Genomic DNA, 24,215 nt, shown 5'->3' with positions numbered 1-24,215 from the left:
CACCACCTTTATCACTTCAACAATTGCCGGGCGATGATGGCATCCACAGGGTTCCAATCGTCGGTCATCAGCTTGTCCTCGCCTCCCACAGGCAGTTGATTTTGAGGGATGCGGCGGGCGAGGAGCGGGTACTGCCAGGAGCCAGGCAAGTGAATCCCATCCTCGATCCATGGCTTCCAGCTCTCCTGTGAGGCAAGAAGGACGACGTTCTGGGAATGCACCCGGGCACCTCCGACGGCAAACACTTCCACATGGGGGAAGACGCTACGCACGGTGGTCAGAATGTACTCCAGAAGCTCGGCACGATCTCCCTCCACGGCGGAAATCACGTTCATCATGAACACCCCTTTGGGGCTGAGGCGGCTCTTGATTTCGGCAAAGAACTCCTGCGTCACCAGATGGGCCGGGATGTGGCGCACGCCGTTGTAAGCGTCACCAAAGATGAGATCGTATCCGCCTTCGCTATCCTTGAGGAATCGGCGGGCGTCGGTGGCATGGGCCTGCACCGTGGGATGCTCATCGAGTTTGAAAAACTGACGCCCGGTCTGGATGACCGCGGGATCGATTTCGGCCACATCCACATGCGAGCCTGGCACAAGGCGAGACAACTCCTCCGGCATGCCGAAAGCGCCAGCGCCAATAAACAACGAGCGCTTGAGAGGAAGACTCTCGTTCAGTTGGGCCAGACGCCAGAACTTCTGGTACTCCAGCACCAAACCGCCGTCTTTCATCCGCATGCCACCTTCCATGGTGGAGTCCAGTTTGAGGAAACGCTCCTTGGAGCCTGCCCCATCGCGTTCCACGACCTCGATCTGGTGGTAGAAGGAACTGGCCCGGTGCAATGTCGTCATGCCGGGTTCCGTCGCGGTGCCCTCAGCCGTGGAACTTACCAACGCGGCCAAAACGGTGACCGCCACCGTGGAGAGTTGTACCTTCACGGACTTGCGAGCCATCCAGAACGCCAGAAGGGCCAGCAGGAGCAGCACGACACCGGAGCCCAGGAAAATGGACTTCACCCCAAAGGCCGACAGAAGAAAGAAGCCCGAAAGGAAGGTGCCGACGAAACTGCCCAAGGAACCCAGCATGCTGATCACGCCAGCAGCCACTCCCACGTGCTCATCCTTGGCCGCCATGCTGTAGAACCGGACGCTGGCGGGTGATACCGCCCCCAGCAGGATACCGGGAATGGCGAACAGGAAGAGAGAGATAAACACGGGGCCGGCAATGAGCCCCCCTTTGGACAGAGAAGGGCTGAGCACGCTGCTGAGCGCCGGGATGAACATGGTCAGGATGGCCGCTCCCGCGAGCAGAGCGCCCAGGAGATCAAGCCGTGAGAACTTGTCGGAAAGGTAGCCCCCCAGATAGCCGCCCACACTGAGAGCCACGAGCACCACCCCGATCAGCGCCGTCCACGTGTAGATGCTGTTGCCAAAACTGGGAGCCAGCAGCCGGTTGGCAGCAATCTCGATGACCATGATGGAGGCTCCCGAGAAGAAACAGATCAGCCCGAGCAGCCAGCGCGTGGCACGGGAATGGCTGGCTACCGCCGCCGCTGTGGCCGCATCAGCCTTGGTAGAACCGCTTTTCGTAGAAGGAGCAGAAGGGATTGCCATGAAGAAGGGGGTGAGAAAGGGAAACTGAAGCACCAAATGCCCGTATGGGCGGGCGCTCCACCAAAGCGGGGTCTGCTCCCATCGCAAATTGAAGTTGCCTCCCGTCCAAAGGGAAAAGCATCCAGCAGACGCGCTACTTGCCGTAGAAGACGAGGCTTACGATCTTCCAGCCGCCCGTAGGCTCTTTCTTCAGGGTGAAGAGGTCAGAGCCTCGCTCCTCCTTGCTTCCCTTCGTCAGCACCCAGGTCACATAGGCTTGCACACCTTGGGCGTCCCCCTGAATGGTCATGGTCACCGGCTTCTCCGTCATCGGTGTGCTGGAAAGCTGGTGTGCCAGCTTCTGACCATGGAGGAAATCGGTGAGCCCCTGACTGACCACCGAGTTGGGTCCGTCCAAGGTGAAAACTCTCGCCTGGGGATGGAAGCATGAACCGTAGCCCTCCATGTCGCGGGCAGACCAGGTGGAGAAGTACCGTTCGAGAAACTTCCGCACCTCCGCGTCGTCCGGGTGCGTCTGCCCTTGGGCACGGCAGCCTGCCACCATGGCGGTAACCAGCATCAAGCCAGCAACCAGTACTGGACTCACCATCGCGCGCCGCTGACGCAGCCAGATCAGGACCTTACGCATCGTTTTGGATCAGCCTTCGAAATCCGCTTCCTCCACACCCATCAGGGCCAGCAGGCGGTTGAGATCCTCCACCCCATAGTAGTCCAGCTCAAGGCGGCCTTTCTTCTCCCCATGATGCACGCTCGCGGAGGTGGAAAAGTGCCGGGTGAGGCGCTGCTCCACGGCTTGCAGGGCAATTTTGAGTTCCGCGTCCGGGGAAGCAGGTTTGGCCTTGGGAACGGGCGGATTCAGAATGCTATCCACCAGTTTCTCGGTGGCGCGCACACTGAGACCTTTTTCCAGAACCATCGCGCAAGCCGCTTCCATGTCGTCTGAGGACTTGAGTCCCAGCACGACCTTGGCATGCCCAGGGGTCAGGCGGCCTTCGCGCAACTGTTGCAGCGAAGCGGCGGGCAGTTCCAACAGGCGGATCGCATTGGCCACGGTGGCGCGATTTTTGCCCACTCGTTGCGCGATGTCTTCCTGACGCAGGTTGAACTCCTTGCTCAGGCGCACGTAGGCCTGTGCTTCCTCCACCGGATTGAGATTCTCACGCTGAAGGTTTTCAATCAGCGCCATCTCCAGCACATCCTTGTCAGAGGCAGTGCGAACGATGACTGGCACTTCACTCAGCCCCAGCTCGCGGCTGGCTCGCCAGCGACGCTCACCCGCAATGAGCTCAAACTTGTTGGCCACCAGTCGCACGATCAGCGGCTGGATGATCCCGTGCTCACGGATGGAATCCATCAGCTCATGCAATTGCTCCGGGGCAAACTCCTTTCGGGGCTGCAAAGGGCTGGGCACCACCTCATCCAGCGGGACCTTGCGTACCGTCTCGCCTGGCGCGGGCTGGGGGGTGAAGGGCATGCTATTCCCCGCGGGAGGAGGAGTCCCCGCTTTTCCAATCAAGGCTCCGAGGCCTTTGCCTAGCGCTGCTTTTGCCATAAGGGGCGAGACTATCTCATCACGCGGCCAAAGCAAGCCTGTCGAAGAGCTTCGCCAAAACAGGAAATTTCACTCCCGCGTGTCTCAAGCCCATGTCAGACCGACATCCATCGGCGGCGGGGAGATCTCGTCACCACCAGAGAGTTCTCTTTTTTCCAGGATTAATTCATAATCAGCCGCCGCCTGCGTCATGCAGAAGCGCCATTCACATTCCCATGAGCACGACATCGCTTCCCCCACTCGTCCTCGCCCTGTCTCTTTCGATCCTCGCCTCTTCGCCCCTTGCGGCTGAGAGCGGCAACGAGATCGGCTTTGTTGAAAAATTCGCCCTCGCTCCAGATCGCGAGAAAGTCCTGAATGAACTGGTCCCAGGATCGGAGGACTACTACTTCTACCACGCCCTCCATTATCAGAACACCCGGAACGCGACCCGCCTGGCCGACATCATGGCGGAATGGCGCAAGCGATTCCGGGACGACTCAGAACCGCGCCGAGTCATCGAGAACAGGGAAGCGCTTCTGAGCTACGAAGCCAATCCGCAGCAAACGCTGACCTTTCTGAAGAACAAGTTCGGCCTTCAGTTCCAACAAACCCAGGAGGCCCGTGACAAAAAGCCCGACCTGCCGAGCACTCTGGACCCGGCCCGGGTAACGCGGTCGGTCTTTGAAAAGAACGCCCTGGATCAAAGCCCCAATCTCGAAGGATTCGGAGTTCCGGCGATTGAAAGTCTGATCAGGAACAAAGCCGCCCTCACCCCTGCACAACGGCGCACCGCGCTGGGTCGCCTTCTGCGTCCCGATCTGCCCGGCCTGGTCGAGGTCATCCATGCCGACCTGAGCAGCCGCGATTCCGGTGGCTTTGGTTCGTTGGGCATTCACCGGGCGCTGACCCTGGCGCAACTCGATGCGCTGGTGAAGCTGATGCCGGAACTCGGCAACAACACGCGGTTCGTCCACCAGCGTATGCGGAAGCTGGCACCCTCCGCCGATGTCAACCTCGACGATGACGACGCCGAACGGGAAGCCTGGCTCGACCGCACCTGGGCCTATGCCACCACCCTGCCCCCCGCGTTCAATACCCTCAAGGCTCGCATCTTGTTTCACCGCCTGGAACACGACCGCGCCAAAGGCATCTACGATCAGGAGCGCTTCCTGCAATATCTCAAACTTCCCCGTCAGGCCCCTTATGTAAGCCCACGATTGCTGGAGCAGGTACCTGCCTCAAACCAGCTCAACAACCTGAACGCGGACCTGAGCGAGCCTCTGCTGGACAGTCCGCCACCACGTGGGGACGAGAGCCTGGTCCGTGACTATTTCCTGCAACTCTTCACCCGTGCCGGCCAGGCTGCGGATGATGTCGAGACGACGCTAGCCCCCTGGACCCAGTATGTCCGTGAGTCCTGGCTCAAGCCGCTCTATGCAGAAGCCATGATTCTGGCTGGTCATGGCAACCCGGAGCGTTGGGCTGCCCTGCTCACGCCCACCGCCTATCAGGAGCTGAAGGATCGTGTGGACATTGAGTTCCCCGCCACCAACGCCCGGCTCTTCCAGCCCGGGGACGACATCCAGTTTGACGTTCTGCTGAAGAACACGCCAGGCCTGATCGTGAAGATCTACGAGATCAACCAGCTGAATTATTTCCTCTCCCAGAACCGCCAGCTCAACACGGATCTCAATCTCGACGGCCTGGTGGCCAACAAGGAAACCTCCCGCAACTATCAGAATGGCCCCTTCCTCCGCAAACGGGAGACCTTCACCTTCCCTGAGCTCAAGGGAAAACGCGGCGCCTGGGTGATTGAGTTCATCGGTGGCGGCCGGAGCAGCCGCGCCCTGGTGCGGGTGGGACAATGGCAGGTGCTGCAGCGCCCCGGCCCGGGCGGCGACTATCTGGTCGTCCTGGACGAGAAGGGCGCCCCCGTGCCGGATGCTGTCGCCTGGCTGGACGGACGCAAGCTCACCTCCCAGGAGAAACTCGGCGGCGCCATTCTTGCCCCCTTCACCGCCAAGCCAGGAATCAAACCCGTCATCCTTGCGGATGCCCAAGGCACCTTTGCCTCCCTTGCCAAGTTCGAACATCACGCGGAAGAGCCCCAGTTCTCAGCGCAGTTTCATCTTACCCGGGAACAGCTCCTGGCAGGCAGAGAGGCAGCTCTCGCAGTTCGCCCCTCCCTCATGCTCGGCGGCACCCACGTCTCACCGGCAGCCTTGCTGGAACCCAAGCTGACTCTGACGACGACAACGCTGGACGGCATCAGCACCACGCGCGAGGTGAAGGATCTGAAGCTGAATGCCACGAGTGTGCTCACCCACAGCTTCACGGTCCCCAACCGGCTGGCGCAAGTCAGTGCCACCTTCAGCGCCAAGGTCGAGCTCTTCACACAAGGAGGTGAAAAGCGTCCAGTGACCGCTTCACACACCTGGCAGCTCAACACGCTCGACAAGACGGATGCCGTCTTTGCCGGTCGGTTCTCGGCGATTGAAGGCCGTCATTTCTTCGAACTTCTGGGCAAGAATGGAGAACCTGTGGCCGACCGCCAGGTGGGATTCACCTTCACTCATCCCGACTTCTCCCAAGCGATCGAGCTGGCGCTCCGCACAGATGAAAAAGGTCGCATCGACCTGGGAATCCTTCCCGATGTAGGGGCGATCTCTGCCCGCTGCCCGGACGGACAGAGTGTGGGTTGGCAGAACCAACCGTATCAACGCACCTGGCCGTCCCTCATTCAAGCCGCCCAGGGCGAGACATTGCGCATTCCCGCGCCTGCTGGCTTTACAGGAGCCGATGGAAAACTGTCTCTTCTGGAAACAAGATCAGGCACTTTTGTCGCGGACCGCAGTGCCATTGCCGTCGTGCGCGATGGCTTTGTCGTGGTGGAGGGATTGACTCCTGGAGACTACTCCCTGCAGCTCCGTGGACAGCTACCGGTCAACATGGACCTGCGCATCTCCGCTGGCAAGACGGTGGCCGGATGGCTGCTGGGCAAGCACCGTCAACTGGAGCTCAAGGGCAGCAAGATGTTGCAGATCACCGGCATCGCTACAGAGGCAGACTTCGTGACGGTGAAACTGGCCAACATCAACCCCTTCACCAGGGTTCACGTGACCGCCACCCGGTTCGAGGAGCCCTCCTCCATCTTCAACAGCCTGGGCTCCTTTCCCCGCTTCGGAGCTTCCATCACCTCGCCGCCGCGGCTTCCTGCATTGTATGCCGCTGGACGCGAAATCGGGGACGAGTACCGCTACATCCTGGAGCGCCGCCGGGCCAAGACCTACCCCGGCAGCATGCTGACCCGTCCTGGACTGCTGCTGAACCCTTGGGAAACACGTGAAACCAGCCTGACTGAGCTTGAGATGGCCACGGGCCAGGCTGCCAGCTCCACGCTCGGCGGGCGTGATGGCGCGTTGCGCAAGGCTCGCGCGGAAAGCGCTCCTGGAGGTGGCCGGGGAGCCCTGCCCGTCACCCAGGATGGCAACCTGGACTTCCTGGCCCTGACCGCCCCCACCCACTACAACCTCGTGCCCGACAAAGCGGGCGTGGTCCGCATCCCCAGAAAAGATCTGGGCGACCGCCAGGATGTGCAAATCTATGCGGAAGATCTGGAGCACGCCGTCTGGCATAAGCTCTCCCTCTCCGCCGCCGCCACGCAGTTCCGTGACGAACGGCTCACTCGCAACCTCGATCCCGCGAGCCCCTTCACGGAAACCAAAGAGACCTCTGTCCTGCAAAAAGGCCAGACCCTCGTTCTAGATGACATCCTCACCAGTGAGGTCGAAAGCTACGACACCCTGGGCGGCGTGTACTCACTGCTCAAGACGCTCAACACCGATCCGCATGTGGCAGAATTTGCCTGGATCCTGCAGTGGCCCAAGTACAGCGACGCAGAAAAGCGCGCCAAGTATGGTGAGTACGCCAGCCATGAACTGCACCTGTTCCTGGCAAAGAAGGATCCGGTATTCTTCACCAACGTGGTCAAGCCCTACCTTGCCAACAAGAAGGACAAGACCTTCATGGATGAGTTCCTTCTCGACGCCAGGCTGGATCGCTACCTCGAACCCTGGCACTACGCCCGGCTCAACGTGGTGGAGCGCGCTCTGCTGGCCCAACGGCTTCCAGGAGAGGCATCCCGGGCCGCCCGCCATCTGCGGGAGTCCTGGGAACTGCTCCCCCTTGATCCTGAAGGACAGGACAGGTACTTCGAGACGGCCCTAAGAGGACGCTCACTTGATGGCACTGACAAGTCCTTGTGGGCTGACACCGAATCCAGCAAGTCCATCCCTCTTGCAGTAGAGGCCCCCGCACCGGCCCCGACCCCAACTACCGCAGCTGCAGCCGCCCCCGCCGATATGTTCAGCAGTGGTACTGGACGTCTCTCCGGCATAGCGGACCCCTCCACGCCGCCCATCAGCCGGCCTGCGGCACGCGGCCTCTCCGTAGCAGGCAAGAAAGACTCTGCCGGTGAAGAGCTGGCACTGGGCGATGTGGCAGAGAAACAAAAGGAGCAGGCAGGCCGCGAAATGAAGGTCGCCCAAGGCAAGCCCATGGAACTGACGGCAGACTTCGACGGCCAGTACGCCTATGCCGGAGTCGCCCTGCAAGTAGAGGCCCGCCAGCTGGTGCGGTCCTATTTCCGCGAACTAGGACCTGCCAGAGAGTGGGCGGAGAACAACTACTACAAACTCCGCCAGGTTGATCAAAACGCCAGCCTGATCACGGTAAATGCCTTTTGGCGGGACTTTGCGGCCTGGATTGCAGAAGGGTCCAAAGGCCCCTTCGTCTCTCCACACGTTGCAGAGGCCAGCCACAGCTTCACTGAGATCCTCCTGGCTCTCGCAGTGCTGGACCTGCCCTTTGAAGCCCCCCAGCATGCGACGAAAACGGAAGGCCGCCGCTTTGAACTCACCGCCGGAGCCCCGGTGCTGGTGTTTCACAAGCAGATCCGCCCCGCACCCGCTGCCAACGACCAGGCGGCCGGCCAACTGTTGGTCTCACAGTCGTTCTTCCGCGCCGATGACCGCTTCCGCCAGGAAGGCAATGAAGCGTTCCAGAAGAATGTCACGGATGAGTTCCTGACCGGCACGGTTTATGGAGCCAACATCGTGGTGACCAATGCCACCAGCACCCGGATCAAGGCGGAGATTCTGCTGCAGATCCCCCAGGGTGCCCTGCCGGTTCGCGGGAGCAAGGCCACGCAGTCACTGCGCCTGCCGCTGGAGCCTTACACCACCACCACGCGGGAGTACTACTTCTACTTCCCAGGAACACCTGCCAAGGCGGGCGGGAAATTCGCCCACTACCCTGTGCATGTGGCGACGGGAGGCAAGGAGGCCGGCAAGGCCCCGGTCTTTGCCTTCAACGTCGTCAACCAACTGTCCGGCGTGGACAAGGCGTCCTGGGACTATGTCTCCCAGTATGCCACGGAGGCGGAGGTGTTTGCCTATCTGGAACAGAACAACATCCAGCGTACGGACCTCGGCCGCATCGCCTGGCGCTGCCGTCAAAGCCCCGACTTCTATCGTCAGATCATTAAGGTGCTGGCGGAACGCCATGTCTGGGATGACACCCTGACCAGCTACGCTGTGTATCACAATGACAAGGTCACCCTCGGAGAGTGGCTCAAGCACCAGTATTCAGAAGAGTTCGGACCGGTTCTGGACTCCCCTCTCGTGAAGTTTGAACCTCTGGAATTCGATCTCTACGAACACCTGGAGTACAGCCCGCTGATCAACCAGAGAGCCCACCGGCTGGGCAGGGAATGGCGGATCGCCAACCAGGAAGTGCTGGCGCAGTACCAGAGTCTTCTGGCCACTCTGTCCTTCAAACCCACACTTGGGAGTACGGACAATCTGGCCGTGGCTTATTACCTCTTCCTTCAGGACCGGGTGGAGGAGGCACTGGGAAGACTCAAGGCCATCCCCGCCCAGGATCTGACCACGCGCATTCAACACGACTACCTGCGCTGCCAGGCTGCCTTTTATGAAGGCGATACGGCCACTGCACGCACCGTGGCCACCACTTACCGGGACTATCCCGTACCCCGGTGGAAGCAACTCTTTGGAGAGGTGCTGTCCCAAGTGGATGAAACCGATGGCAAAGCCCCCGCGACCTCTCCTGAAGGCTCACCCGCTCAACCGGATCGTGAACGCCAGCAGGGCGAACTCTCCGCCACCGAACCCACCTTCGAGTTCAAGGTTGAAAACCGTGCCATCGCGCTCAACTGGCGGAATCTGCCTCAAGTGACGGTGAACTACTACCTGACCGATCCCGAGTTCAGTTTCAGCAGCAACCCCTTCGTGAGCGAGGATGCCAGCCGGTTCAGCGTGATCAAACCGAACCAGACCGTCAGCGTGACATTGCCTCAAGGCAAGGACACCCTGAGCATCCCGCTGCCGGAGGCCTACTCGCGTGCGAACCTCCTGGTGGAGATACTGGGTGCCGGGCAGCGCAAGACCCAGGCCTACCACGCCAACACCCTCAAGCTTGCCGTAACAGAGAATTACGGGCGGCTTGAGGTACGCGACAACGGCACGGACAAACCTATCGCCAAGGGCTATGTGAAAGTGTATGCCCGACTCCGGAACGGCACGGTGCGGTTCTTCAAAGACGGCTATACCGACCTGCGCGGCAGATTCGACTACGCGAGCCTGAACGGCACCAGCGAAGGCCAGCCCGTACCGCCGCCCGTGCCCCTTCCCCGTCCCGCCGGAGCTTCCGGCAATGGACTGGATCACCAGATGCTGAAGCCCACCGAACTGAATGCCGTGGAGAAACTCTCCATCCTGGTGCTCACCGAGTCCAACGGTGCCCAGGTTCGAGAAGTTACACCACCGGCACAATAGTCACCCGGCGCTCTTCAGGTCACCTTCCGGCATCCGGGGCGGGATCTTCCAAGATCCCGCCCCATTTCTTTCAGATTAGATTGAACCTCTGGTATTACGGCCAGGGCCTGGTACCGCCATCCGGAAAGGACCAGTCACACGGCGGCACGCGATACTGGGTTATGAACGACGAACATCCATCTCCCCTCAATCAACTCCCGGAGAAAGCCGGGGAAATCGCCCAGCAGGCTTCTGCTGCCACTCGCGAGGCCATCGCCACCGCCCGGGACCGGGCAGGAGCGGCTCTGGCCACCGCGCGGGAAAAAACCAACGAGGCCATGCATGTGGCGCGTGATCGAGCGACGGAGGCCTACGGGGTCGCCCGCGATCAAACCCAAAAAGCCCTGCACACCGCCAAGGACAAGACAAATGAAGCCCTGACACAGAGCGGCAACTACGTGAAGGAGAATCCCATCCCCGCTCTCTTGGGTGCCTTGGCCGTAGGCATCGTGGTGGGAATCCTCATCAGCCGTAAGGAGGAGGAGCGCACCTTCCGCCAGCGCTTTGCCGAAGATCCAGTCAATACCGCCCGAGGTGCCGTTTTCGCCGCCTTGGCCCCCATTGCGGAAAAGCTGCACGATCAGTATGATATGGCCCGCTCAGGTGCACAACATGCTGTCAACAAGATCAACACCCGCCAGAACCGCCGGGCTGTGGACGACATCGTCTCCCAGGCACGTCGGACGGCCAGCCATCTCAAGTTCTGGTAGTCTCGGCCCCCTCATCCGGCACCCAGTCGTCTGATTCACTCCACTCCATCTCATCCCTGCTATGAGTCTTCCCCAATCTTCCCTTCAGCCTGAGTCCGTGTTGAAGTCCATCGACCGCGGCGTGACCGGCTTCCTCAATGAAGCCCAAGACACGGTGCGACGGCAATACGCCGAAGTCGAGGAGACGGTACGCCGCTCCCCAGCAGCCTCCCTTGCTACTGCGGTAGCCGTTGGCTACTTCCTGCATCGGTTGCCGCTTCGGGCCATCATCAATGCCAATCTCCGGATCGTCTCCGCACTGGCACCTCCGGCCCTCTTCCTGTTCGGCGCTGCCAAAGTGTACGAAATGGTCAAAGAAGAATCTGAAGCAGCGCGCCTGCGGAAAGAATTCGGATTCAATACCCCACCGCCGACCGCTCCCCCCTACGTGGATTGAGTCGGCCCTTAGAACCACGACCGTTCTGAAATCCTGCCTCCTGATTCGCGCCCTCGGGCCGCGGAATAGGAGGCTTTCTTTTTTTGGAGACCACAACAGAAAGGGGACGCTTTCGCGTCCCCCAACTGAAAACTGAACTCTTCAAACTGAAAACTCCCTCCCTTACTGCGTTCCGAAGAAGCCTCCAAGCTTCCGGATGCGGGTGGGATGGCGGAGTTTCCGCAGAGCCTTGGCCTCGATCTGCCGGATGCGCTCCCGAGTGACGTGGAACTGACGTCCCACTTCCTCGAGGGTCCGGCCGCTGCCGTCCACCAGGCCAAACCGTTGCTCCAGCACCGCCCGCTCGCGATCCGTGAGGCTGTCCAGCACGTCCTTGAGTTTGTCGCGGAGGAGATTCATTGCCGTCAGCTCCATGGGGCTGACACTCGTGTTGTCCTCGATGAAGTCGCCAAACTCCGTATCGCCGTCACTGTCGCCCACCTTGGTCTGCAGGGACACAGGCTGCTGGCTCATGCGCAGCACGGCGTTCACGCGTTCCACCGGAAGGTGAATTTCTTCGGCAATCTCGTCCGGAGTGGGGTCACGCCCAAGTTCCTGCACCAGCTGCTTCTGCACACGCAGCAGTTTGTTGATCGTGTCGATCATGTGGACCGGGATGCGGATGGTCCGCGCCTGGTCGGCAATGCTGCGGGTGATCGCCTGGCGGATCCACCACGTGGCGTAGGTGCTGAACTTGTACCCACGCTTGTATTCAAACTTCTCCACGGCGCGCATGAGGCCCATGTTGCCTTCCTGGATGAGGTCGAGGAAAGAGAGACCGCGGTTCGTGTACTTCTTGGCGATGGAGATCACGAGGCGCAGGTTGGCCTCCACCATCTCCGTCTTGGCCTTGGTCGACTCCTTGCTCCACTGGATGGTCTCTGCCACCAGACGACGGTACTCCTCCGGTGTGACCCAGGCATGTAGCTCGAAGTCCTCCAGCGCCTTTTGCACGTCAGGGTTGTTCGCTGCGCGGGATGCCTCGATCTCGATCTGGTCCAGCTCCGTCAGGCGCTGGCGCAGCACGGCGATAAGGTCCTCGTTCGTCTTCTGCTTGAAGTAGAACTTGGCGCACAGCTTGATCAGGCTGGACTTGGTCTGCTCGAACGCATCCTTGAGCGACTGGCGCTGCTTGGCGCTGGCCGTCATCAAGGCGCGGTATTGATCGTTGGCCTTCGTGATGTCGTCACGCACCTGGTCACAGACCTGGCGCAGCTTCTTGAAGTAGCTGTCCCGGTCTTCGATCTGGCGATCCAGCACCAGCTTGTCGAAGCGCTCGGTACCGCTGGCGAGGGCATCTCCCAAATGCAGGTACTCCGTGGCAATGAAGCCAATGTTCTGCAGGCAGGCCTGTAGATGGCTCTCTGCCTTTTCAATGCGCTTGGAAATGCCAATTTCCTGATCCCTGGTGAGCAGAGGCACCGCGCCCATCTGCTTCAGGTACATCCTCACAGGGTCGTCCAGCATGTCCAGCTGCCCGTCCTCGCGCTCTTCGACAACGGTATCCTCATCGTCCGCGACGGTGGTCCGCTTGGTTTTCACGCGATCCACCTGGGTGGGTTCGATGACTTCAATCTCCAAGCTGCGCAGGCGGATGAGGATCTCATCCATCAACTCAGGGGTCACGAAGCCATTGGGCAGGCTCTCATTGAAGTCGTCAAAGGTCAGGTAGTCCTGCTCCTTGGCCAGACGGATCAGATAGCGGAGTTTCTCCTGAATCTCCGGGGCGTTGATGTCGTCGTGCTGAGGCGGCGGCGGTTCGGCCGGTCGCGATGACTTGGGTGGACGTCCACGACGACGTTTGCCATTGACCTGAACGGGGGCCGGAGGTGGAGGCGTCGAACCATCCGGCAACGGATGTTTCCGAGGACGACCACGACGACGGCGATGCGGGGTCGGTGGAACCGATGTTGCACCCTCGTTCAAATCCGTATGCTGGGGGTTTGCAGATGCACTCATGAAGCCGGAAGCGGAAGAATCTTCTGGAGCCTAGAGCTACGGTCAAGAACTCTTTGTACAGTTGAGGAAAGCCTTTAGCCATCTCAGGGGCGAAACGGTTCATTTTCGCCCGAAAATCACCCTTTTCGTCCGGGTGGTGGGATTTCTGGAGATTGGTGGGTCATGCAAATCTAAAATTCATCAGCCCGATTCACTCAGTAATCCTGTTTGCTGGGCAGTTGAGCACGCCGGGCGCGGATCTCTTCTGCCAGTCGATTGACCTCACCCGTCAGTCGAATGATCTCCTCTTTGGGGAGACCTGGCTGACGCAACCGGGTGCGAACATTCTGGTGCATGTTCTCCAGCCCCTGAAATTCAATGTGCTGCAGAGTCTGGAGTGCCGTCTCGGTGGAAACCCGCTGGGGAGGCTCTGCCACCACGCGGCTGAAGGCGCGCTCCTCCGCCGGGGTCAGAGTGGTCAGAAAGGCGCTCAATCCACCCGAGGTGGAAAGGTCTGACTGGGATTTGAAGACCAGTTCCATCAACTCACAGCCAGGCACCGCCGCCAGCACTTCCAGCTGAGTCTGCGTGCGAATGAGCTCCAAAACCTCTGCTGAAGTGACCGCCAGCCGGATCAATTGCCGGGCGTGGGGATGAGGAGGCGGCAGCTCCATCTCGTCCGGCCGGTCTCCAGTTCCAGATTGCCCGGGCCCGTTGCCCCCATTTCCACCATTCTTACCTGCCGCCGCCTTTTGCTGCTGCTGGTTGGCGATGGATTTGGCCAGTCGGGCCACCTGCTTGCGAAAATCGGACTCCAGAATATTGAGTCGCACACAGACTTTTTGAATGGCGGCGTCCCGGGCAATATTGTTGTCCAGCAGCTGGATCATGGTTGCCATGTCTCCCGCAAAGCGCGTCTTCTCCCTCGTCTCAGCCATGTTGCGGGTAGAGGACGCATAGTCGATCATGTGATCGAAGAAATCCCGGGCATCGTCCAACTTGGCCTGGAATGCCTGTGGGCCCTCCTTCCGGATCAGCGAATCCGGGTCTTCCCCCTGTGGGAGAGGCGCGACCTTCACGATCAGTCCGGTGGGTGCCAGGATATGGAAGGCACGCTCGGCAGCCTTGTACCCAGCATTGTCGGAGTCAAAACAGAGCACCACCTCCTCCGCATGACGCTTCAGCATCCGGGCGTGGAACTCCGTGAACGCCGTCCCCAGCGGGGCGACCACGTTCTCGAACCCGCTCTCGAACGCCATGATCATGTCGATCTGGCCTTCACAGACCACCGCACGGTTCGCCTTGATGATGGCGCGCTTGGACTTGTCCAGGCCGAAGAGGACCTTGCTCTTGTTAAAGAGCATAGTCTCCGGCGAGTTCAGGTACTTCGCAGCCTTGGCATTGGAATCCAGAAGCCGCCCGCTGAAGGCAATGACCTCCCCGTAGTCGTTGCGGATGGGGAACATCAACCGGTGTCGGAAACGCGCATAGATTTGCCCTCCCCGACCAGAGTCCTCATCGCCCCGGGCCAAAATGCCTCCGGCCACCAGCAGATTCTCCGTGTACTTGTGCTCCTCCGCCCACTTCATGAGCATGGGTGTGGAGGCGGGAGCGTAGCCCATTTCCCAAGATTTGGCGGTCGCCGCATTGATGCCGCGAGACTTTAAATAGGCCCGCGCCTCCTCCGCCACCTGCCCTTTCATCAGCAGCAGATGAAACCAGGCGGAGATGTCCCGGTGAAGTTTGACCAGCCCATTGCGGATCTTGGCCGTGCGCTCCGCATTGGCGTCCCACACCTCTTCCTGAATGCGAATGCCGGCCGAGTCCGCCAGGCGCTTCACCGCATCCATGAACTGCAGGCCATCATGCTCCATGACGAACCGGATGGCGGTGCCCCCCACCCCACAGCCGAAGCAATGGTAGGAGCCACGCGCAGGATTCACGTAGAACGAGGGGGTCTTCTCTCCGTGGAACGGACAAAGGCCCCGCCAGTTCGTGCCCACCCGGCGCAACTTCACATAGCGCCCCACGAGATCCACGATGTCCGTGGCCGCGAGCACTTGTTGAAGCGTTTCTTCCGGGATTCGAGCCATGCGCCAACTTTCACCTTCGACGATACAAACTCGATCAGCAAGTTGTCGCGAAAAGTCGGCTGTGAAAATCGCGACCTCAACCTTCTCGCGTCGGATCCGCCTACCGTCTCCCTCGCTGGTTCCTGCCCTTTCCTGACTGTTGGGCTCTCCCGTCTCCCTGATCCTCCAGTGCATCCGCCACCGCCCCCTGAATGGGTCGCGGACCGTCGCCGCCAAGCTTTTCATCCAGCACCTCCAGGCGCTGAATGAGGTCTGCCAGATGCTTCCGGGGATACGGACCCCCGGCGGCTGCGCAAAAATGAGTACGACAACCGAACGGGCGGTGCTGGTAGATCATGCAGCGGCCATTCTGCCCCAACAGCGGGCAGGCTCCGTCCCCGTTGGGACGCATGGGCAGCTTCTTCCGACCACTGGCCCGCACGCCGATCGCCGCATACCGGGCCTCCCCCAGCGTGAGCATGGGCGTCCGGCCCGTGAGATGAAACTGGCAGCACTCCGTGAGCATGCTGCACTGCCGCTCCAAGGGACGAGCCTCCACAGCCGCATAGATGGCGGCCATTTCAGCTCGAACTTCGGCATCGGACAGAGACATTCCCGAACGCTACCCCAGATCCTCCAAACTGCCACTCCCTCTTCCCTTGCCCCTCTTCCCTTTCCCCTCTCATTTAAACACCGTATCCACCCCCATAGCACTGTCCTTGGCAAAGCTCGGAATCCATTGAGGCCGACGTCTCGAAACGACCCGGAAGATCAGCGAAAGGGTGTGCAGAGTGAGCAACCTGTCCAGCAACCGATAGCCCCGCTGCCGACGCATGAGGAGCTGGAAGGCCCAGCCGAGGTAGCGTGCCTTCACCCAGAAGGGTTTGAAGTCCATCTTCACCCGGTAGCGATGCCGCTCGCCCCCCTTGGGGTATTTTGCCTTGTACGCCTTCTTGGTGGCCCGCAAGCGGGCTTCAATCTCGGCACAGAATGGCTGGAAGTAGTACTCCCGGGCCAGGGCCAGGATGTTGAAGGTGTCCGCCATGTACTCGATGTCCCCCTCTGGCATGCCACACTCCACCGCCAAGGACTTCATCTGCTCCAGCTTCTGTTGGCAGAGCTTGGTGGTGCGCAGGCAGGCCTCCTTGTCCTGCACGAAGTAGCCGAGCACTTTTTTCACCGAGTGGCTGATGAAAATGTTGTGCCAGTACACCTGAAGGATGGGCGGGATGCGCACCCGGCGAAAGAACAGTTTCTGCCGGGCGAACTCTTCTACATAGAGCAGTTCGTGAATGACGGTGTCTGACAACCGGAGAAGTTCCAGGAGGGAGCGCCAGTTGGGCAGAGCCTTGAGCTGGGCGAAGTCTCGCACCGACTCCTCCACCAACTGGCGATCTTTGAAGGTCCGGATGGTCACAAAAGTGTTCAGCTCCGTCCAGACCGCCCGGTCTTCCAAGAGGGCCAGTCGGCGAAACGGCACCCAGCCCCCGGTTTGACACCAGACCATGATGCCGACGAGGTTCTCTGCCTGGTCCAGTTCCCGCGCGTACCGCTCGTAGTCCCAGCCTGTGAAACTCGGGTACTCGCCGCAGCCCTCATATTCCCGGCGGGTCTGGAGTTCGATGATCTTTCTCACCCGGGTGCGAAAGAAGTTCTTGTTGAGCGGCAGGTAACGGAAGAAATCGCTCTCGCCAAACTTCATGGACACGATGAGCGACGGACTGTCCACCACCCCCTTCAGCACCGTGACAAATGTCCCCCGGTGCCACATGAGATCGCCAATCCGGTAGGCCCCCACGGTCCAGGTACGGAAGATGAGCTGTCTCCCGTGCTTCTCAAATACCGGCAGCAGCGTCTTGAGGAAACGATTCACCTGCTCTGGGCGCTTCAGGTAGAGCTCGCTTCGGAACTCCCCCTGCACATCGGGAGCATCGGACTCGCCAATCCTTAGAATGATCCCCGCCACCTGGGGAAAGTCGCGCAAAAAGCCATCCAGGAGCTCGGCGAGGAATCTCTCCACCGTCCAGCGCAGCCGGGCGATGTGTTCCCGCACCGCCGGGGTGGAACTGAAGACGTCCATGGTGAAAAAGACCTGCAGCCCATGGCGCTGCGCGATCTCCATACACTGTCCAAACTCGGCCCGCCAGCGGCTGATCCGGGCGCGCGTGTCCAGCTCGTACCATGCGTGATCCGCCAGATGGGTCGCATCATCCAGAGACACCGCGTTGTAGCCCATCGCAGCAGCCCGGGCGCAGAAGACCTCGAGGTCCGCCCTAATCTGTGCCCACTGCGCCGCACTGTCGGGCCCTTCCAGCTTGAGATGCTCAAACGGGATCTTGGACCAGTTGATGGTCCGTCGGGGATACCCGCGGAAAAAAGGGCCGATGGCATCTATGAGGAAGAGGTTCATCATGCGGACGTTGCCGACCAGCAATACCCCCCGGCGTCAGCAATGGAAAGCGCTCCCTGCACTGGATCGCTGACGAAATCGTCACCGCCGGGGCCGACAGCGGTCAATTTCACGCCACTCTGGACGGAACTCCGGCTGCATTTCACATTTCCTCATTGCCCAGGCCAGCTTTGTGGCTAACAAAACCGCCCCCGTGATCGAATACCTGAAAATCTGCCGCCCGGACCATTGGTTGAAGAACATCTTCATCCTCTTCGGCCATGTCGTGGCCTGGGCCTTGGTGCTCGATTTCCGCTTGGACGGCGGCTTGGTCATCACCGCCCTGCTCTCACTGATCCCGGCCTGCCTGGTGGCCTCGGCCAACTACATTCTCAACGAGATCCTGGACGCTCCATTCGACGCCGTCCACCCCACGAAGCGGCTCCGCGGCATTCCCGCCGGCAAGGTGAAGGTGCCCTATCTCTGGTGGCTCATGGTGGGACTCATTGTCGGGGCATTCGCCCTCTGCGCCCTCTTCAAGTTCAACTGGGGTTACCAGGCCGCCCTCGGCCTGCTGCTGCTGAGCGGTCTGGTGTACAATGTGCCACCCATCCGCCTGAAGGATCGCGCCTTCATGGACGTGATCGCGGAATCGTTTAACAACCCGATCCGGCTCTGGCTCGGCTACTACGCCCTGGTGCAACCCAACCAGGTGCCCCCGCTCTCCATCGTGCTGGCCTGGTGGTTCTTCGGTGCCCTGCTCATGACCGGGAAGCGCTACTCTGAGTTCCGCTTCATTGGCGATGTCTCCGTGAGCGGACGCTACCGCAAGTCCTTCCAGGTCTATACCGAGAAGAGCCTCGTTCTGGCGATGATCACGTATGCGAATCTCTTCTGCTTCTGCACAGGGATCGCCATGGCGGTCTATCCCCGCCTGAACAACCTTGTTTTTGTGTTCCCCATGATCGTCATCGCGGTGATCGCCTACTTCCACCACGCGATGAAGGAGGAAACGGCCCGCTTGGAGCCGGAGCAACTCCTCAAAAACCCCTGGATCGCCTTCTGGACCATCGTCACGGGTGCCGCCACGATCGCCCTTTTGCTTGCCAAAAGCAACTATGCCAAGGCTGCGCACCTATTGGGGCCGTTGCAGTGGTAGGAGCCGCTGCGCGGCAGACGCAAGCCTGGAAGACTCTAGACAGAAGACCTGAGCTCACGCGCGGCTGAGCACGCGCAGCGGGGCGGCCAGGATTAAGAAGGCGGGTTCCCAGCCCCGCTCAGTCCAACGTCCCCTGGGGATTGCCCTCGCTCTTCATGTCACCTGGCAATGGGCGGCAGAAGAGACCTCATGGGACTTTCGCCCCCGACCGGGAAAAGAACATCCCCCTCCTTCTGACGACCGCTTCGCTGAGCGTGCTCAGCCGCGCTTGAGCTCAAATCTGATGTCTGACGTCTGGCAGGCTGGTGTCCATATGTAATTTTTTTCAACACGCGCCCCCCCACCCTGTCTATCGCATTCGACAGTGCAACCCCTGACAACCATGAACGAATCCCCTGCTTCGGTGGCGGCTCCCGCGAATCCGCCCGTGCTCCGTCGTCGCTTTACCTGGACCAAGCGGCTCCTCGTGACGGGCTGTGTGCTCGTTGGCCTAGGCGCTTGGTGGTACCAGTACAATCTGAACGCATCCCCCTTCCGGCCAGTGCAATTGACAGCTGCAGAACAGGAAGCGGTGCAGACCAAGCTGGCCACGCTGGAGAATCAGGTCCAGCCCACGGATCCGGCCAAAACGCTGGTTCTCAATGAGCGTGAGATCAACGGTTACCTGCAGCAGCAAGGTTTGGGAGACCAGATCAAGGTCAGCATCAACAACGGCAACATCGGTGCCCAGTTTCTGATCCCTGTGGACAAAGACTTTCCCGTGATGGGAGGCAGCACCGTACGGGTCAAGGTGGCGTTCAACACCCAGCTGGATGCCAACCGCCAACTTGCCTTGAGTTTGGCAGATATCAGCGTGGGCGGAATCTCCCTGCCTAATGACTGGCTCGGGAACATGAAGGGCCTTAATCTATTGGACCACAACAAGATGGGTGAAGGCGACGCGCAATTTTTTAAAAGTTTCGCCGCAGGCATCAAAGATTTCCAACTTAAGAATGGCGAGCTGCGCCTGGTTTTGAACGACTGAGTCCGCGCCCAGAGGCCGATTCCGGTCGAGTGCCCCTATCGCATCCAACTGTTAAAGTGGATGTAGGTAGGGGCGATTTTGTTAAATATTCTTAAATTTATTTTTTTTGTGTTGCCGGAGAACGTCTCGACGGTATTATTGGCGCGCAATCAAACTCAACCAACCATGAAAAAAATCGCTTCACTTCTCATGTCGCTCGCCCTCGCCTCCAGCGCGATCGCGGGCCCCGTGTCCTACTCCGGCAAAGGCGGCAAAGCCGTTCAGCCGATGGCTCCGGTTCCTACCGGCTGTGAGTGCTTCGGCCCTGGCTTTGCCGTGGGCGCTTTCGGCGGTGGCTATCTTCCCGATGGCGACTCCGAAGACGACGTCCTTGGCGGCGGTGTGCTGGCCGAGTACTTCTTCACCCCGTACATCGGTGTTCAGGGTACCTATGGTATCTTCGCCACCAACAGCGAGCATCATGAATTTGACGCCGCTTTGGTTCTTCGCTACCCCATCACCTCCCTTTGCATCGCTCCCTATGCAATGGTCGGCGGCGGTTACAGCGTGAACTCGGATGACAAAGGCAACTACTTCGTGGGCGGCGGTATCGAAGCCCGTTTCGAAGGTCTTAACTGCCTTGGCATCTTCGCTGACGGCGCTTATCACTTCGCAGCTGACGACGGCGACGAAGACTACACCATCGTTCGCCTTGGTGTGAAAGTTCCGTTCTGATTCTGAGCCGGACACAAAGTCACATTCTTTCTTCGAGAGGGGAGCGGGCAACCGCTCCCCTCTTTTTTGTGTTGGCAAGATTCTCGCGGCTCTATGCCACCACCTCACATTCGCTACAGCTTCCAGCAAAGGCAGCTGCTTGTAGTTCAAACTTTAGTTTGCTCAGGACACGTCACCAAAGATCGCCCGGGCAAACTAAAGTTTGAACTACAAGCAAGCATCTGCATCGCCCCAGGTTTACACCTCGAACCCCAACTGACGCACTGACGCACTGACGCACTGACGCACTGACGCACTGACGCACTGACGCACTGACGCACTGACCTACCGAGCCCCCTCTTCAATCTCCAGCAGCACCGGGCAGTCCCGCAAGACCACCTCAAGCCTGACCTTGCCCTCGCCTGCCGTGACCTTGACCGGCACCGGCTCATTCAAGACGGGGTCATACCCTGAAACCCTCAGCCCGTTCACCTGCCATCCCTTGACGGTCAGGACATACGGCTGCGGACCCAGATCCTGCCGGATGTCACGGGTCATGACATAACAGGGCACCACGAACCGGCTCGCATTGACCTGATACGGAAGAAAGGCAACGACGTCCCGGTTGTACAGAGGAGGCCGGCCAATCATCTCATTGGGATCACCTTCAAACTGCATGGCACCATGGGCGTCCTCCACGGAAAGCAGCTCTAGCTTGCGAGTGCCCGCCAGAGAAAGAGCGCGGTCCACCGCACCCTTCGCGTTGAATCGGCTTGCGATACGCTGCACCACTTGAAGCGCTGGCGAGGTCAACGCCAGCTCCTGCTCCGCTGCGGGGTATTCCTTCTCCTTGATGGAACGGGTGAGGAACTCCTGCTTCAACACGCCGAGTTCCGCGTCCCCCAGGTCGGGATCATTGGCTCCCGCTGCATACAAATACAACCTCTCCACTCCCTTGTTGAGGTAGAAACAGAAGTACCTGGCGATGGCTTTGGCCTTCAGCTTTAGAGCATGCGCTGGATCATTGATCCCATCTTCCCCTGGAGCATAGTTTACCTCTGTGATCCAGCACCAGCAGGGCCCATCGCCCTCAGGTCGTGCGTAGCGGCCATGCTCAGTGTTGTAGATCTTCGTGGTCAGTGGGGCCATGTCCCGCGTGATGGTCTCCGTTTGCAAGGCACTGGCAAAGTATTCGGGGAAACACGCTTCGTAGATGGGCTCGAACCCGCTCTGATCTTTGACACCCTGCGCATTCAGACTGGTGCCTTTGGGCCGGTCACGAGGAAATACTTTGCGCCCTGCATAGGGATGGTGGCTCAGAGCCGTCACCTCTTTCGGCATCTCAGAGCTCGCCGGCCAGGGCAGGGTATTGGAGAAGCCATTGACCAGCCTCACGCCGGCAAAGGTGTCAGGGCTGGCGGTCACGGCTTCAGCCGTGGCGCGCACCACATCCAGAAAGACCTTCTTCTCTTCATACGGCTGAGGCACGGGATCAAAGTACCGGCTCTGGTGAACGAAGTTGGAGCCGAAGGACAACTCGTTCCAGATCTCCAAGTCGAATCCCCGGTCATCCGCACCCGTCGTCCCCAGCACCTCCGCCACGAAGGACGCCACCGTCTGCGCATACCGCTGCCAGCCCTGGAGGGTGTTCTTTCCTTCATCCGTGATCGGGCCTCCAAAGGGCCGGTACTTCAGCGTGGCCATTTTCAACTTGGTTCCGGCTGGAAACGCATCCGGCAGAGGCTTGGAGAGAGTGACCGTCGTTCCTTCGATGGAGGTGATCAGGTACTCCGCCGCAATGGAACGGCGGGGATGGCTGAATCCGCTCTTGCCCACCACCAGCTCGGCCACGTCGTCCAGCACCACGCTACGGGCCCCGGCAGGCACCTCGGCAGCCAGGCTGCGCTCAAAGTGCAGTAGAGGACAGGGGGCACCGTGGTGGCCATTCAGAAGGATGAGCGGCCGCAGTCCATGGGTGCGGCAGGCCTGCAATCGCACGCTGAGATCCTTGCTGTTCTTGATCTTTGACTCATCGCGGTAGTCGAGGTTCCCCCAGCCGATCTCGATGCGCACATGCTTGATGCCATGCCTGGCGCACATCTGGAGGATCTGATTCACATCCTCCCCCCGATGGATGTTGAGCACGATTCCCAGACCATTAAGAAACTGGCTGGCAGGGATCGTTTCCAGGTAGCCCCGCCACGGTTGCAACCAGTGCGAGTACGAACCAAACACCACCTGCGTCAGATGGCCAGGATCGATGGGGTTCGTTCCTACGGCCACCGGATTGGCCGGTGCTCCCATCAAGGTCATTCGCCTCGCTCCTGCTGCTGTCGCCGCAGCGGCTCCCAAGGTGAGTCGCATCCAGTCTCTCCGCTCCAAATTCATGGCAGCACCCTAGCCAAAACCGGAGTGCGTGGCGATGAAGATTTGTCAGGCCCAGGCACGCCAACACTGGAGTCCGCGGTGTCGCATCAGGGCGCGAACTGCACCCGTCCGTCTGGCAGGGGGCTCCCGAACCAGAGTAAACCCCTCTCTCTGTTATGCCCGCCAAATCCAAAAAACAGCAAATGGCCGCAGGAGCCGCCCTCTCAGCCAAACGTGGCGAGCGGTCCAAGTCGTCCCTCAAAGGAGCTTCTCGCCAAATGGTCGAGTCCATGTCCAAAGCTGAACTGGAGCGGATGGCCTCCGCCAAACGCAGCAAGCTCCCCACCCGGAAGCACGCAGAGTGATAAGCCTCCGCTTTCCTACCCTCACCCTACCCCCACTTATGAAAGAGAACTCCTTACTCAGTTCGCGCCCCATCGCATTGCCGCGCCGCGAGGCAAGTGCACTTGACTACCGCGTCATCGAATTCCGACGCGCAGGCCAGGTACGGTATGTAGGTGATTGTCGTATGGACGGAAGCCACGAGGGTGACAAGTCCGTCCGTGTCTTCTTTCGCCCTCCTCAAAACAATGTCAGCGACGACGTGCTGCCAGATCAACCCGTGGCGCCGGACAATGCTGATATGTTCCTGACGAAATTGGGGCTCGCTGCCGTCAAAGTTCCCGCCGCGCTCACCGACCCATGCGTCATCGATCTGGAAACGGCCGATCAGTCCACGGAACCCATTGCGATCGGTGGTATTTATTGATCCAGCCGCGCGGAGGTGACCAAGCCGATTGCAGGCTGAAGCCTCTACTCCGTACAGCTTCCAGCAAAGGAAGCTGCTTGTAGTTCAAACATCTGAATCGCCCCACCTAGTTTACACATCGAACCCTAACTGACGCACTGCGTCACGACGCCCCCGCATCCCGCCGGCCCTTCCCCGTCTCCCCCAGCTCTCCCTCACGGAGGGCCTCCCCTTCCACGGTTGGCAAGACACGAGCTCCGTCTGCCGGGAAGGGAATGGGGGTGACACACAACACCTCCCCTTCTTGGGGCGCCTTCGGCGAGTTCGCTGAAATCACGATGCCCTTTTCATCCGCGGCGAGGGGCTCTACCGTCATGCGGCGCAGGCGATTTTCCGGGGAGATGAGGATGATCTCGTTGCCAGCCCGCACGGCCACCCGGGGGATGACATAGACATCCGTCAGCACCTCACCCCGGATCTCTGCTTCCACAAACTGGCCTATTTTCAGCGGCGGCACGCCATCGGCACGCCTGGCATAGGGATCATCCACCTGGGCAATGGCAATGATCTGCCGGGTCTCTGCATCCAGAGAAACCTTCC

General features: G+C 60.0%; 16 protein-coding genes and 1 pseudogene. 8 read left to right on the top strand and 9 right to left on the bottom strand.

The features are described from left to right. Nucleotides 1-11: 11 nt before the first annotated feature. The 3 genes from BV034_RS10040 to BV034_RS10030 all read right to left on the bottom strand — a co-directional run bounded on the left by BV034_RS10040 (nt 12) and on the right by BV034_RS10030 (nt 3,087). Complete coding sequence (locus BV034_RS10040) at nt 12-1,613, bottom strand: fused MFS/spermidine synthase (RefSeq protein WP_265592835.1); 1,602 nt, start codon at nt 1,611-1,613, stop codon at nt 12-14. A 133-nt stretch (nt 1,614-1,746) separates the two neighbouring features. Continuing rightward, a complete protein-coding gene (locus tag BV034_RS10035; protein ID WP_050026602.1) occupies nt 1,747-2,241 on the bottom strand; it encodes a nuclear transport factor 2 family protein in 495 nt (164 codons plus the stop codon). A gap of 9 nt (nt 2,242-2,250) precedes the next feature. Continuing rightward, nucleotides 2,251-3,087 (bottom strand): ParB/RepB/Spo0J family partition protein, encoded by an 837-nt coding sequence (locus BV034_RS10030; protein ID WP_063768733.1) that lies wholly within the window; start codon nt 3,085-3,087, stop codon nt 2,251-2,253. 293 nt (nt 3,088-3,380) lie between these two features. Between BV034_RS10030 and BV034_RS10025 the strand changes: the two genes are divergently transcribed. The 3 genes from BV034_RS10025 to BV034_RS10015 all read left to right on the top strand — a co-directional run bounded on the left by BV034_RS10025 (nt 3,381) and on the right by BV034_RS10015 (nt 11,186). Beyond that, nucleotides 3,381-10,001 carry a hypothetical protein gene (locus BV034_RS10025; protein ID WP_050026599.1) on the top strand — a complete coding sequence of 2,207 codons (6,621 nt, stop codon included), beginning with the start codon at nt 3,381-3,383 and terminating at the stop codon, nt 9,999-10,001. Nucleotides 10,002-10,162: 161 nt separating this feature from the next. Further along, nucleotides 10,163-10,750 carry a hypothetical protein gene (locus tag BV034_RS10020; RefSeq protein ID WP_265592834.1) on the top strand — a complete coding sequence of 196 codons (588 nt, stop codon included), beginning with the start codon at nt 10,163-10,165 and terminating at the stop codon, nt 10,748-10,750. Nucleotides 10,751-10,811: 61 nt separating this feature from the next. Further along, the gene (locus BV034_RS10015) at nt 10,812-11,186 is read left to right on the top strand and encodes a hypothetical protein (RefSeq protein WP_050026595.1); all 375 of its coding nucleotides are present in this window, start codon (nt 10,812-10,814) and stop codon (nt 11,184-11,186) included. Between the two features lie 162 nt (nt 11,187-11,348). Here BV034_RS10015 and rpoD read toward each other — a convergent pair whose 3' ends face one another. The 4 genes from rpoD to BV034_RS09995 all read right to left on the bottom strand — a co-directional run bounded on the left by rpoD (nt 11,349) and on the right by BV034_RS09995 (nt 17,648). Next, nucleotides 11,349-13,184 carry an RNA polymerase sigma factor RpoD gene (rpoD, locus tag BV034_RS36720; RefSeq protein ID WP_304944980.1) on the bottom strand — a complete coding sequence of 612 codons (1,836 nt, stop codon included), beginning with the start codon at nt 13,182-13,184 and terminating at the stop codon, nt 11,349-11,351. 194 nt (nt 13,185-13,378) lie between these two features. Then, on the bottom strand, nt 13,379-15,256 hold the full coding sequence (gene dnaG, locus BV034_RS10005) for a DNA primase (RefSeq protein ID WP_050026591.1): 1,878 nt from the start codon (nt 15,254-15,256) through the stop codon (nt 13,379-13,381). 100 nt (nt 15,257-15,356) lie between these two features. Continuing rightward, entirely contained in the window at nt 15,357-15,848 is a 492-nt protein-coding gene (locus tag BV034_RS10000) for a zinc/iron-chelating domain-containing protein (RefSeq protein ID WP_050026584.1), read from the bottom strand. A 69-nt stretch (nt 15,849-15,917) separates the two neighbouring features. Then, nucleotides 15,918-17,648: a hypothetical protein gene (locus BV034_RS09995; RefSeq protein ID WP_050026624.1), complete on the bottom strand. Its 1,731-nt coding sequence runs from the start codon at nt 17,646-17,648 to the stop codon at nt 15,918-15,920. A gap of 169 nt (nt 17,649-17,817) precedes the next feature. Here BV034_RS09995 and BV034_RS09990 point away from each other — a divergent pair, with 169 nt between their 5' ends. The 3 genes from BV034_RS09990 (at nt 17,818) to BV034_RS09980 (ending at nt 20,521) form a co-directional block, all read left to right on the top strand. Then, the gene (locus BV034_RS09990) at nt 17,818-18,783 is read left to right on the top strand and encodes a UbiA family prenyltransferase (protein ID WP_265592833.1); all 966 of its coding nucleotides are present in this window, start codon (nt 17,818-17,820) and stop codon (nt 18,781-18,783) included. 382 nt (nt 18,784-19,165) lie between these two features. Next, entirely contained in the window at nt 19,166-19,807 is a 642-nt protein-coding gene (locus BV034_RS09985) for a hypothetical protein (protein WP_050026580.1), read from the top strand. A 189-nt stretch (nt 19,808-19,996) separates the two neighbouring features. Further along, nucleotides 19,997-20,521, top strand: a complete 525-nt coding sequence (locus BV034_RS09980; RefSeq protein ID WP_050026578.1) for a hypothetical protein — start codon at nt 19,997-19,999, stop codon at nt 20,519-20,521. A 324-nt stretch (nt 20,522-20,845) separates the two neighbouring features. Here the strand turns inward: BV034_RS09980 and BV034_RS09975 are convergent, their stop codons facing one another. Beyond that, nucleotides 20,846-22,864 (bottom strand): hypothetical protein, encoded by a 2,019-nt coding sequence (locus tag BV034_RS09975; protein WP_265592832.1) that lies wholly within the window; start codon nt 22,862-22,864, stop codon nt 20,846-20,848. 179 nt (nt 22,865-23,043) lie between these two features. Here BV034_RS09975 and BV034_RS09970 point away from each other — a divergent pair, with 179 nt between their 5' ends. Then, nucleotides 23,044-23,232, top strand: coding sequence for a DUF3008 family protein (locus BV034_RS09970; protein WP_050026574.1), 189 nt, complete (start codon nt 23,044-23,046; stop codon nt 23,230-23,232). A gap of 38 nt (nt 23,233-23,270) precedes the next feature. After that, nucleotides 23,271-23,636, top strand: coding sequence for a hypothetical protein (locus BV034_RS09965; protein WP_265592831.1), 366 nt, complete (start codon nt 23,271-23,273; stop codon nt 23,634-23,636). Nucleotides 23,637-23,778: 142 nt separating this feature from the next. Here BV034_RS09965 and BV034_RS09960 read toward each other — a convergent pair. Beyond that, nucleotides 23,779-24,215, bottom strand: a pseudogene (locus BV034_RS09960) (hypothetical protein); the annotation flags it as partial.

Origin of the sequence: Verrucomicrobium sp. BvORR034, from assembly GCF_000739635.1 — a bacterium.
GTDB lineage: Bacteria > Verrucomicrobiota > Verrucomicrobiia > Verrucomicrobiales > Verrucomicrobiaceae > Verrucomicrobium.
Note: the sequence above shows the minus strand (reverse complement) of the source record. Positions and strands in the feature narration are given on the sequence as shown.

Bases quoted from the DNA above. Each gene is read 5' to 3' on its own strand.
- BV034_RS09995 (WP_050026624.1), bottom strand. From the start codon at position 17,648: ATGATGAACCTCTTCCTCATAGATGCCATCGGCCCTTTTTTCCGCGGG.
- BV034_RS09985 (WP_050026580.1), top strand. From the start codon at position 19,166: ATGAACGAATCCCCTGCTTCGGTGGCGGCTCCCGCGAATCCGCCCGTG.
- BV034_RS10040 (WP_265592835.1), bottom strand. From the start codon at position 1,613: ATGGCAATCCCTTCTGCTCCTTCTACGAAAAGCGGTTCTACCAAGGCT.
- rpoD (WP_304944980.1), bottom strand. From the start codon at position 13,184: ATGAGTGCATCTGCAAACCCCCAGCATACGGATTTGAACGAGGGTGCA.
- BV034_RS09970 (WP_050026574.1), top strand. From the start codon at position 23,044: ATGCCCGCCAAATCCAAAAAACAGCAAATGGCCGCAGGAGCCGCCCTC.
- BV034_RS09965 (WP_265592831.1), top strand. From the start codon at position 23,271: ATGAAAGAGAACTCCTTACTCAGTTCGCGCCCCATCGCATTGCCGCGC.
- BV034_RS10000 (WP_050026584.1), bottom strand. From the start codon at position 15,848: ATGTCTCTGTCCGATGCCGAAGTTCGAGCTGAAATGGCCGCCATCTAT.
- BV034_RS10025 (WP_050026599.1), top strand. From the start codon at position 3,381: ATGAGCACGACATCGCTTCCCCCACTCGTCCTCGCCCTGTCTCTTTCG.
- dnaG (WP_050026591.1), bottom strand. From the start codon at position 15,256: ATGGCTCGAATCCCGGAAGAAACGCTTCAACAAGTGCTCGCGGCCACG.
- BV034_RS10035 (WP_050026602.1), bottom strand. From the start codon at position 2,241: ATGCGTAAGGTCCTGATCTGGCTGCGTCAGCGGCGCGCGATGGTGAGT.
- BV034_RS09980 (WP_050026578.1), top strand. From the start codon at position 19,997: ATGTCGCTCGCCCTCGCCTCCAGCGCGATCGCGGGCCCCGTGTCCTAC.
- BV034_RS10020 (WP_265592834.1), top strand. From the start codon at position 10,163: ATGAACGACGAACATCCATCTCCCCTCAATCAACTCCCGGAGAAAGCC.
- BV034_RS10030 (WP_063768733.1), bottom strand. From the start codon at position 3,087: ATGCCCTTCACCCCCCAGCCCGCGCCAGGCGAGACGGTACGCAAGGTC.
- BV034_RS10015 (WP_050026595.1), top strand. From the start codon at position 10,812: ATGAGTCTTCCCCAATCTTCCCTTCAGCCTGAGTCCGTGTTGAAGTCC.
- BV034_RS09975 (WP_265592832.1), bottom strand. From the start codon at position 22,864: ATGCGACTCACCTTGGGAGCCGCTGCGGCGACAGCAGCAGGAGCGAGG.